The following is an 11,664-nucleotide window of genomic DNA, read 5'->3' on the forward strand; positions in this document are numbered from 1 at the left end:
AAGGATGCTGAAAAGGACTTTGACTTGAAGAAGGTTCCGGGCCAATTTGCGGTTGATGAATCAGGCGAACTAAAGAACCCAAGTTACACGGTTGTTTACACGCCTGAATTGCAACAGCAAACAGTCAACGTGACGTTCCCTGTATCAGCGGGAAAGCCAAACGTAACTGGCGATGTCGTGAAGGAATCAGTAACTGGTGTCGACTTTACGGATACTGATCTAGCAGCGAAGTACAGTGTCGACGGTTATACGATGTATGTTGACGGTGTGAAAACGACCACGATTGCGTCGGAGCCAACCGACACAACGGCTAACGGCTTGAGTGAAACTGATGGGACACCACAGAACCACAAGGTGACGTATGTGGCTAACACGGATCAAAAGGCGACGTTGACGTTTAAGAACGATCCAAAGCACCGGACGACAATCGTTGAATCAGAAGGAACGTCAGACGAGACGATTAACTTCGGTACGACGACGGCTGATTTGACGGTGCCAGGTTACGATTATGTCATTGAGGATGCTGCCGGTAACAAGTACACGTCAATTGACGACTTTGTTTACACGGCGAAGGAAGCTGATTCACAAGACTACACTGTCACCTATACAGCTAAGCCAGTGGAAGTTGCCGTACATTATGACACTGAGAATTTGACTGCTGGTCAAAAGACGACAGTCAATGCAACTGATGGTGTCATCACGGGTAAGACGGATGCTGGTTATGCGACAGCCGATGGTGCGACAACTGTAAAGGCAGTGCCAGGCTACACATTCACCGTGACCGATGTGGCTAAAAATACAGTTGTTGCAAACAGTACTTCGGATTATGACTTGAAGGAAGCAACAGGGACGTTTGCTGTTAATGCGGCTGGTAAGCCAATTAACAGCGAGTTCACAGTCGTTTATACACCGGTTGCCCAATCAGTGGCTGTAGATTACGACACGGCTAACCTAACGCCAGAGCAACAGAAAACTGTTGCGGCGACGGATGGCAAGCTTGATGGCGTAACGGATGCGAAGTACAGTACAGCGACTGGCGATAAGATTGTCAAGGCAGTGCCAGGCTACACATTTACAATCACTGATGCATCAGACAAGCCAGTTGTGAGTGATGCAACGAAGCCGTTTGATTTGACGACGGTGGCCGGTGCGTTTGCCTTGAATACTGATGGTAAGTTGGTCAACGACCAATTTAAGGTTGTTTACACGCCAGTTGGACAAACGGTGGCTGTAAACTACAACACAACCGATCTGAATGACACACAGAAGTCACAAGTGAAGGCACCAACCACGGCAGCAATCACGGGTAAGACAGATGCGTTGAATGGGACGGCTGATGGTGCGACAACTGTTAAGTCCGTACCGGGCTACACGTTTACAGTGACGAATAATGCTGGTGACCTTGTAAAGGATTCTGAAAAGGACTTTGACTTAAAGAAGGTTCCTGGTCAATTTGCGGTTAACTCAGATGGTACGTTAAAGAACCCAAGTTACACGGTTGTTTACACGCCTGAATTGCAACAGCAGACAGTTAATGTGACATTCCCTGCATCAGCGGGTAAGCCAAACGTAACTGGCGAGGTCGTGAACAAGTCTGTGACTGGCGATAACTTTACGGTCACTGACCTATCAAGTTATAACGTTGATGGTTACACGATGTTAGTTGATGGTAAGCCAGCAACCAGCATTGCGGCAGAAGCGACTGACACAACGGCTAACGGTTTGAACAAGACTGATAGTGAGCCACAGCTTCACGAAGTCACATTCGAGGCGAAGGCGGATCAAAAGGCGACGTTGACGTTTAAGAACGATCCAAAGCACCGCGATATGATTTCTAAGGATAATGGTGTGTCAGATACAACGATTGACTTTGGGACGACGACGGCTAAGTTACACGTGCCAGGTTACAGTTATGTGATTACCGATGTGGACGGCAAGACATATGAGTCAATTGACGACTTTGTATACACGGCCAAGGAGGCTGATTCACAGGACTACACAGTTACGTACACGGCATTGCCAGTGGAAGTTGCTGTGCACTATGACACAAACAACTTAACTGACGGTCAAAAGGCGACCGTTAAGACAACTGATGGCAAGATTACTGGTGTAACGGACGCAAAGTATGCAACGGCGAATGGTGCGACAACGGTACCAGCTGTGTCAGGTTACACGTTTACGGTGACCAATGCGTCAGGCAAGTCAGTTGTCAGTGATGCGACGAAGCCGTTTGATTTGACAACAGTGACAGGTACGTTTGCAGTTAATGAAGCTGGTCAGCCAATTAATGATCACTTCACAGTCGTTTACACACCAGTTGCCCAAAAGGTAGCGGTGGATTACGACACGGCTAACCTAACCCCTGCACAACAGGCAACGGTTGATGTGCAGGATGGCCAACTTGATGGCGTAACGGATGCGACCTACGACACGGCAACCGGCGACAAGATTGTTAAAGCTGTGCCAGGGTACACATTTACCATTAAGGATGCGTCAGGTAAGTCAGTTGTCAGTGATGCGACGAAGTCATTTGATTTGACGACAGTAGACGGGGCCTTTGCATTGAATCCTACCGGCAAGCTGGTTAACGATCGCTTTACGGTGGTTTACACGCCAGTTAAGCAAACGGTAGCGGTGGATTACAACACGTCGAATTTGAACGAGACACAAACGTCACAAGTGAAGGCACCAACCACGGCGACAATCACGGGTAAGACGGATGCGTTGAATGCAACGGCTGCCGGCGATACAACGGTTAAGGCTGTGCCGGGCTACACATTTACGGTAACGGACGCGTTAGGCAAGCCGGTTGTTGAAAATTCAGAGAAGAACTTTGATTTGACTAAGGTGCCAGGTCAATTTGCGGTTAATGCAAATGGATCGTTAAAGAACCCAGGTTACAACGTGGTTTACACGCCTGAATTGCAACAACAAACGGTAAACGTGACGTTCCCTGCGTCAGCAAACCGCGACAACGAGACGGGCACTGTTGTTAATAAGTCTGTGACGGGACAGGACTTCACGGTCACTGACCTATCAAGTTACAACGTCGATGGATACACGATGTTAGTTGATGGTACGCCAGCAACTAGCATTGCAGTAGAAGCGACTGACACAACTGCTAACGGTTTGAATAAGACTGATAGCAAGCCACAATTGCACACGGTGACGTTTGTCGCGAACACTGATCAGAAGGCACGTCTGACGTTTGTTAATGATCCTAAGCAGCGCGATCAAATTACCAAGAATGATGGTGAGTCAGATACGACGATTAACTTTGGGACGACGACGGCTGATTTGGCAGTACCAGGTTACAGCTACGTCATTACGGACGCGGCTGGTAACACGTACAAGTCAATTGATGACTTTGTTTACACAGCGAAGGAAGCTGATTTGCAAGATTACACCGTCACGTATACTGCTGAGCCAGTGACGGTTGCGGTTCACTTTGATACGACAATGTTGACGAAGGAACAACAAGCAACGGTTAATGCCACGGATGGTGAAATTAGTGGTAAGACGGATGCAGATTACACGACGGCGCAAGGCCAAACGACGGTGCCAGCTGTACCGGGCTATACGTTCACGGTGACGAATGCAGCTGGGAAGGTTGTGGCGCAAGATGCAACGTCAGACTTTGATTTGACGACAGTGTCAGGCGCATTTACGGTCAACCCAGATGGCACACCAAAGAATGACCACTTCACGGTTGTTTACACACCAGTTGAACAGGTTGTGACGGTTAACACCGACACGACAGGGTTGAATGCGACGCAAAAGGCACAAGTGAATGTACCAGCAACGGCGACAATCACGGGTAAGACGGATGCGTTAAATACAACTGCTACAGGTGCGACGACAGTGAAGGCAGTACCAGGTTACACGTTCACGGTGACGGATGCGGCGGGTCATAAGATGGTTGAACATTCAGAGGCAAACTTTGATTTGACGACTGTCCCTGGCCAATTCGCGGTTAACCCTGACGGTACGCTGCAGAACCCAAGTTACACAGTGGTTTACACGCCTGAAGTACAACAACAAACGGTTAACGTGACGTTCCCTACGTCAGCAAACCGAGCTAACAAGACTGGCACAGTGGTGAACACGACTGTTACTGGTCAAGATTTCACGGCGACTGACTTATCGAATTACAACGTTGACGGTTACACAATGTTGGTTGATGGTGTGAAGACAACGATGATTAATCCTGAGGCAACGGATACCACGGCCAATGGCACGTCAGCAACTGATGATGTACCACAAGTTCACAACGTGACATTTGTGGCTAACACGGATCAGAAGGCGACGCTAACATTTGTGAACGATCCTAAGCATCGTCAACCAGTTGTTGAGACGACAGGAACGTCAGATACAACAATCAGCTTTGGTATGAAGACTGCGGATTTGGCTGTGCCAGGCTATAGTCATGTGATTACTGACGCTGCTGGTAAAACATACACGTCGATTGACGAGTTTGTTTACACCGCAAAGGAAGCTGATTCACAGGACTATACAGTGACTTACACGCCAGCCGTGCAACAACAAACGGTGACGGTCACGTTCCCTAAGGCAGCTGGCCGACCAAATATTGTTGGTCAGGTGACCCAAACGTCAACAACAAGTGTTGATTTTGCAACGGTTGATTTGACGAAGTATGCGGTGCCTGGTTACACGATGTTAGTCGACGGCCGACCAGCGACAAGCATTGCACCGGAAGCAACGGATACCACACCAAATGGTTTGGCGACTGTTGATAATGCGCCTCAAGGACACCAAGTAACATTTGTCGCAAATGCTGCGAAGGCTCAAATTGTGGTAATTGATGACACGACTGGTGCGACTTTGCGTGTTGATGATGTGCAAGGCGTGACGGACGGTGAGGTTGTTTACAACAGTCCAGCAACCATTAAGCGTTACGAAGCGATGGGTTATGTGCTGGTATCAGACGGCTTTATTGCTGGTACCCATTATGATGCGATTGCTGATGCAACACGTGATTCACAAATCTTTGAGATTCACTTGCAGCACGATACAGTTGATAGCACGGGTAAGACGCGCACAATTGTCCGCCATACGACGATTAAAACGCCGGATGGTAAGGTTGTAACGGTTGAACAAGTTGTCACGGTGACACCGCACTTTAGCGTTGATCGGGTGACAGGTGAACGCGTGCCGGATGCTGCGGTAACAGACAAGACCAAGTATGCTCATGCTGAAATGCCTTGGCTTGAAACGCACGATCGGACGGCACGTACGGTTGTTAGTGAGATCAAGATTAATGGGCAAACGGGTGAGACGGACTTTGGTGATGTGCAGGTTGCCAATATGCCAGGTTACAAGTTAGTTCGGACGAACGAACCAAACGGTGATCAGGTGGTAACCTTTGTTGCGACGGCCACGGTCCCAGTAATACCACATGAGTCTGTGAAAGCACCAATGACGACTGAACAAACACCAACTGTCGTGACTGTTTTGCAGCCAACGCCAAGTGTACCGGTGGTAACATCGGCTGCACCGGCGCTGGTTAGTCAGGCACCTGCGAGTCAGGCGGTTATCACGTCGGCGAGCGCGGTGAATGTGACACCAACAACGTCAGCAGCACCACTAGAACCGATTACAGAACCAGATGTTGCGGTTATTCACGATACGGTTGTTGATGGTGATGAAGGCTTGTGGATTCACGAAATCCCAGACGATAAGGATGGCGATGTCAGTGATTTGCAAAACCTCCATGATACCAACGTTATGACGAACGACCCATACTTTGTGGCGCTATTGTTTGCAACATTAGTTGCCGCCGGTATGTTCGGCGTTCTCATGGCCTTCTATCGTCGACGCGAAGTGACTGAGCGTAAGCTAGCTGCACGCCGAGATGATGGTGACCAGAATTAAAAAATAACGAAGAAACCTCTTCGCTCCCAAGAGCCACTGACGCATTGCGTTAGTGGCTTAAGGGGGTGAAGGGGTTTTTCGTTTTAAGAAGAGGAATGGTTATGAAAAAAATTGGGTTAGCATTAGCATTCGTTGTGGCGCTGCTTGGCGTACAAAGTCAGGTGCACGCGGATGTCGCGGACTATGAAGTCCATGCATTAATTCCGGCAACGCAGATTAAAGGAAATCATACGGAAGCGTTTGATATGGTGCTGGCGCCAAATCAAACCCAGAACATGTCATTTGTGATTACAAATCACACGGACAAAGATATCGTGTTTGATATTGCCAAAGGAACAGCTAAAACAACCGTTAATGGAAACGTCAACTATACAGCCGACGACACGACGTTTGATACGTCGATGCCCGAACCAATCGGGGAAGATATGCAGATTCCGGCAACTGTGACTGCTAAGGCAGCTACGAATACAGGGTTTAATGTCACACTCAAAACACCTAAAACCGCTTGGCGAGGGTTGCTAGCTGGCGGTATTAAAATTACCCCGCGCGGTGAGGTGGCCAATAAAAAAACGGAGAGTAGTGACGATCAAGGCATCACGACGATTCCAAAAACGATTGGCGTCTTTGTCCGTAACAAAGACGGCCTGCCCGTGGCGAAACCGGCATTTGATTCGGCAGCGATTAAGCGCATTAAAGGGAAACCAGCACTGGGCATTTTAGTCCGCAACCCGCACGGTAATTTCGTAAATAAATTCCGGGTTACCGCGCAGGTGGTGGATAAGCATGGCAAGATTGTCTTGCAACGAGAACAGGCAGGCATGACAATGGCGCCCTATTCAAAAATGACCTGGCCGATTAATTTAAAAAAGACAGGCTTATCATCGGGTGACTATACCGTTCGTTTAGCGGCTCGTTGGGTGCGCGATAGTGTGACCGGCGATTACGTGGACAATATTAGTGATAAAAAAGAATTCGTGAAGCATTGGGAAACCACGGTCAACGTCACGGCTGATGAATTCACAACGCGCCACGTTAATACTTGGTCGTGGTTAGATACTGTGATGGTGCTGATATTGTTCGTGTTGGTTGTGGCCATCGTCACTGTGATTATTAAAATTCGGGGACTCCACAAGCGTTATTAAGAGATGAATCCCAAGACAACAGTGCGTCGGGGCGTGTCACGTGATACAATAAAAAAGAATAAATTTGGTGAAAGGCCGTAAAAGGGCTCAGAGATGAAAGATAGTCGACTACCTCGGGAAGGCGACTTTATTACGATTAAGAGCTACAAGCACGACGGCAGTTTACACCGAACTTGGCGTGATACGATGGTCCTTAAAACCAGTGAAAATGCAATTATTGGGTTGAATGATCACACATTGGTGACCGAAGATGACGGTCGTCGATGGGTGACACGTGAGCCTGCTATTGTGTATTTTCACCGTAAGTATTGGTTTAACATCGTCGCGATGATACGAGATAATGGGGTGTCATATTACTGCAACCTCGCTTCACCATTTGTTTTGGATAAAGAAGCCCTAAAATATGTAGACTACGACTTAGACGTAAAGGTTTTCCCAGACGGCGAGAAGCGTTTGTTGGATACGGATGAGTACGAGCTACACAAAGCGCAGTGGCAATACCCGGCGGATATTGATTTTATCGTAAAGGAGCACGTGAAAATTCTCGTGGATTGGATCAATAAGCACCAGGGCCCATTCTCTGATGAGTACATCGACTTGTGGTACCGACGCTACTTGGAAATCAAGCGTCGTAATAATCGTTAGTCGCAATATGATTTTGTAAAGGCAACCAGAATGTTAGCGCATTTTGGCTGCTTTTACTTTATAATCAAAAACGGAAATGTTTTAAGGGGATAAACAATATGAAAAAGTTTGGGTTAGTCTTATTGCTGATTATCGCGTTTGTTGGTGGGATTATCGGTTACCGTCATGTCACCAGCAATCAAGGGTATGAGGCGACGATGACAAATGCGCACAATGCATTAAACAAGCAGAATTGGTCAGATGCCAAGTTCTACTACCAAGAAGCACAAAAGGAAAAGAAGTCAGTTGAAGCGCGAACGGCGTTGGATCAGCTGGTGTATGCCATTCGAGCTGATAAAAGTGCCAATAAGGGCGATTGGCAAGACGCTTTGGATTGGTACCACACAGCGAAAGTCGTTGACGGTGCGGTGGACCTAGTGAACGAGAACATTGATGTGGCCGTTCGCAAGGTCAAGACGAGCCGGGCGTCTTCTGAAGCCAAGGTGTCATCAAGCAAGGCGGCATCAGTTGCGTCTTCTAAGGCGGCTTCTGCAAGTATTGCTGCCTCACAGAGCAAGGCAGCGAGTGAAGCAGCAGCCTCATCACGAAAGGCAGCGGAATTATCATCATCCGTTGCAGCATCTGTTAGTCGTTCATCGGCTGCACAATCAATTAGTGAGGCATTCAAGTCAAGTAAGTCTGCTAGCGATAGTACAACTGACAGCTCCGTTAGTGATTCGTCAGACACGTCGTCTTCAGATGCTAGTTCAATTCCGGCCAGCTCATCATCAGAACGTCAAATGGATTCAGCTGATGTTGCAGCGGCGCGGGCAGAGTTAATTGCTAAGGGATACAATGTGCAGGACTTGCCAGCCTCAGAATTGCAAGCGGCGATGAACCAAGTGATTGATTCGCATGGTGGTATGACGCTTGAAGATATTGCCAAGCAACACAAGTGGTAAGCGCTTTTCGGACAACTAAATACGTCAAAAACGAAACGGTCGTGGTGTTGAATCACGGCCGTTTTTTCGGTATACTGAATTGTTAAGATTTTTCAAAAAATCGGTAAATAAAGTAAAGAAATTAAGGGCGATAAAAATGGCATCATTACAAGAGGAATTGCAAACGCGCCGCACGTTTGCCATCATTTCCCACCCTGACGCCGGTAAAACGACCATCACGGAGCAATTGTTGAAGCTCGGTGGTGTTGTGCGTGAAGCTGGAACTGTTAAGGGCCGTAAGGGAAATTTCGCAAAATCTGACTGGATGGAAATTGAGCAAAAGCGTGGTATCTCAGTTACCTCATCAGTTTTGCAGTTTGATTTTGACGGTAAGCGTATCAACATTTTGGATACGCCAGGACACGAAGACTTTTCTGAAGACACGTACCGCACGTTGATGGCGGTTGACTCAGTTATCATGGTGGTTGACTCAGCCAAGGGTATCGAGCCACAAACGAAGAAGTTGTTCGAAATCGTTAGTGAACGACACATCCCAATTTTCACATTCTTCAACAAGTTAGACCGTGATGGTCGTGATGCGTTGGACCTGGTGGATGAATTGGAATCAACGTTGGGAATCAACGCTTACCCAATGAACTGGCCAATTGGATCAGGTCAAATTTTGGCGGGCTTGTTTGACTTGTACCACAACAATGTCGAGGTCTTCCGTCCAGAGTCTGAAGCAGAGCGTTTCTTGCCCTTGAACGCTGCAGGCACGGACTTAGCTGAACCAAACAAGTTGCAAGAGAATTCATTGTGGGCGGAAACACGCGATGAAATCGAAATGTTGAAGGATGCCGGTAACCAGTTCGATGAGCAAGCCGTCATGAACGGAGAATTGACACCAGTCTTCTTCGGTTCAGCCTTGCAAGGCTTTGGTATTGAGACATTCTTGCAAACGTACATGCAATTTGCGCCAGCGCCTTCTGCTAAGAAGACGGTGAGTGGGGATGAAGTTGAACCAGCGACAGCCCAATTCTCTGGCTTTGTCTTTAAGATTCAAGCCAACATGAACCCAAATCACCGTGACCGTATCGCCTTTGTGCGTATCGTATCCGGTGAATTTGAACGTGGTATGGATGTCACTTTGGCCCGGACCAACAAGAAGTTGCGATTGTCAAACGTGACCCAATTCATGGCAGACACGCGTGAAAATGTTGAGAACGCCTATCCAGGTGATATTATCGGTGTTTATGATACGGGTAATTTCCAAATTGGTGACACGATTTACGCCGGTAAGAAGGCAGTTGAATTTGAAGAGTTACCAACATTTACACCAGAATTGTTCATGCGGGTACATGCGAAGAATGTCTTGAAGCAAAAGTCATTCCACAAGGGTGTGACCCAATTGGTGCAAGAAGGAACGATTCAAATGTACACGGCCTGGGACTCAGGCGATTACATTTTGGGTGCCGTGGGTGCGTTGCAGTTTGAAGTATTCCAATTCCGTATGGAAAATGAATACAACACGGAAGTCTCTTTGGAGCCAATGGGTTCAAAGATTGCCCGTTGGATTCACCCAGAACAATTGGATCCACGCATGGCCTCATCACGTAACTTGTTGGTACGTGATCGGGCTGAGCAACCAGTCTTCTTGTTTGAAAACCAATTCGCAGAACGCTGGTTTAAAGATAAGTATCCAGATGTTGATTTGGAGGAAAAGCTATGATTCTTTTGATGCCAATGGCACCAAATACATGGCTGATGGGGTTGGAAATTTTTGCCTTGATTATGGTGGCGCCAACAGTTTTGTACTTCGTTGGGCACCGCATCTTGCGGGCATTTCCAGTACTGTTTAATGCGCTTCACTGGGTATTCGGTGCATATATGACATACGTCTTCGTTGCGGGGATTTCAACGTTGATGTTCAGTTAAAGAAAAAACGGTCAGTGATGACCGTTTTTTTGCGTTTTAGTGTACCGAAAACGGGATATAGAACATGTGTAAAATGCATGTGTTTTGTAAGGTTCGGGGGTATAATAATTTTTGTTCTTAAAGCCCGTGGCTTTTACCCAATTTCCCACGGCTACTAGTGTCAAAACTAGTTGAACCCCTATATGAAGTCGTTTGGTGTTTTTCCCAAATTTCACACCAAGCCTGAGTCGTATCAGGTAGGCTTCAAAATGATTCTTCTTTAGATAGAAGATTGAGTGAGACGGAATTTCCGTCTCTTTTTTTGTGCCGTCATTATGGTAAACTTAGGGGTGAAACTACTATGAAAATGAAAGTTGAGGACCCGCCTATGTCAGATATGGATCCACATATGCAAGCAGCCGTTTACGGCACACCACAAATTAACCCGGATGAGCGTAACCACTATTTGGGCACGTTCAGAGAACGAGTTTATGCGGCGCAAACACGTGACACATTTGGTCAGGCGGCCTACATGCCAACTTGGGAGGCCCAATTTAAGGCGCATCCCGATGGCACGTTGTTCTTAAATGGCCATTTAGAATTAGATGATTTGTCCCCATACATGCAGTTAGCCTCGAAGTATAGTATTGGGTTTACGCTGAAGTCAGACGACGTGTTTGATCGTTCAGATATCGTTGCAGTCTTCGCAGCAAAAGAGGCTGTCAATATCGATCAAATTGATATTGTTAAATTAACCAAGGCGCCAACGGTGGAAGGAGAGAGCCAACCGGCGGCAAAAAAGCCTTGGTATAAGCGATTATTTGGTTAAGTAGTCGCTTAAAGGGAGAGAGAAAATGAGACCATATGGTGAAGTGCTGAATGATATTCGAGCTGATAAAAACGTGAGTATCAGTGCGATTGAACAGTTTGGCATTAGTAAGTCGCGCTGGTATCGCTTTGTTGCCGGTGAGGCAGAGTTATCGTTAAAAGAATTAATTGATGTGTTGACCTTGTTAACCATGACCTTTTCAGAATTGGCAATGGCAGTTAAAGTGCCGTTATTTCGGCCGTTTAGTACGGTCTCGATGTTTGCGATGTCGCTGGACCAGTTGAAGACCGATGTGATTGAGACGGAAAAGACTGTGGCAGAG

At 47.2% G+C, this 11,664-nt stretch carries 7 protein-coding genes and 1 pseudogene; all 8 read left to right on the plus strand.

The features are described 5' to 3' along the window. Nucleotides 1-24 precede the first annotated feature (24 nt). Entirely contained in the window at nucleotides 25-5,892 is a 5,868-nt protein-coding gene (locus tag WEIDD23_RS03870) for a mucin-binding protein (protein ID WP_156469555.1), read from the plus strand. Nucleotides 5,893-5,993: 101 nt separating this feature from the next. Then, complete coding sequence (locus tag WEIDD23_RS03875; RefSeq protein ID WP_010373434.1) at nucleotides 5,994-7,034, plus strand: WxL protein peptidoglycan domain-containing protein; 1,041 nt, start codon at nucleotides 5,994-5,996, stop codon at nucleotides 7,032-7,034. 93 nt (nucleotides 7,035-7,127) lie between these two features. After that, nucleotides 7,128-7,679: a nucleoside tri-diphosphate phosphatase gene (locus WEIDD23_RS03880; RefSeq protein WP_010373437.1), complete on the plus strand. Its 552-nt coding sequence runs from the start codon at nucleotides 7,128-7,130 to the stop codon at nucleotides 7,677-7,679. A gap of 98 nt (nucleotides 7,680-7,777) precedes the next feature. Next, nucleotides 7,778-8,620 (plus strand): hypothetical protein, encoded by an 843-nt coding sequence (locus WEIDD23_RS03885; protein WP_062358769.1) that lies wholly within the window; start codon nucleotides 7,778-7,780, stop codon nucleotides 8,618-8,620. A 136-nt stretch (nucleotides 8,621-8,756) separates the two neighbouring features. Further along, nucleotides 8,757-10,328, plus strand: coding sequence for a peptide chain release factor 3 (locus WEIDD23_RS03890; protein ID WP_010373440.1), 1,572 nt, complete (start codon nucleotides 8,757-8,759; stop codon nucleotides 10,326-10,328). Next, nucleotides 10,325-10,534, plus strand: a complete 210-nt coding sequence (locus WEIDD23_RS03895; protein ID WP_010373442.1) for a hypothetical protein — start codon at nucleotides 10,325-10,327, stop codon at nucleotides 10,532-10,534. Before WEIDD23_RS03890 ends, WEIDD23_RS03895 begins: the two co-directional genes overlap by 4 nt. Nucleotides 10,535-10,874: 340 nt before the next feature. Then, a complete protein-coding gene (locus WEIDD23_RS03900; RefSeq protein WP_223823006.1) occupies nucleotides 10,875-11,342 on the plus strand; it encodes a YueI family protein in 468 nt (155 codons plus the stop codon). 25 nt (nucleotides 11,343-11,367) lie between these two features. Beyond that, nucleotides 11,368-11,664: pseudogene (locus WEIDD23_RS03905) on the plus strand (XRE family transcriptional regulator); the annotation flags it as partial.

Origin of the sequence: Weissella sp. DD23 (assembly GCF_001579105.1) — a bacterium.
In the GTDB taxonomy this organism is placed as follows: domain Bacteria; phylum Bacillota; class Bacilli; order Lactobacillales; family Lactobacillaceae; genus Weissella; species Weissella cibaria.

Excerpts from the sequence above, each read along its gene's own strand:
- WEIDD23_RS03875 (WP_010373434.1), top strand. The coding sequence starts at position 5,994 with ATGAAAAAAATTGGGTTAGCATTAGCATTCGTTGTGGCGCTGCTTGGC.
- WEIDD23_RS03880 (WP_010373437.1), top strand. The coding sequence starts at position 7,128 with ATGAAAGATAGTCGACTACCTCGGGAAGGCGACTTTATTACGATTAAG.
- WEIDD23_RS03885 (WP_062358769.1), top strand. The coding sequence starts at position 7,778 with ATGAAAAAGTTTGGGTTAGTCTTATTGCTGATTATCGCGTTTGTTGGT.
- WEIDD23_RS03890 (WP_010373440.1), top strand. The coding sequence starts at position 8,757 with ATGGCATCATTACAAGAGGAATTGCAAACGCGCCGCACGTTTGCCATC.
- WEIDD23_RS03895 (WP_010373442.1), top strand. The coding sequence starts at position 10,325 with ATGATTCTTTTGATGCCAATGGCACCAAATACATGGCTGATGGGGTTG.
- WEIDD23_RS03900 (WP_223823006.1), top strand. The coding sequence starts at position 10,875 with ATGAAAATGAAAGTTGAGGACCCGCCTATGTCAGATATGGATCCACAT.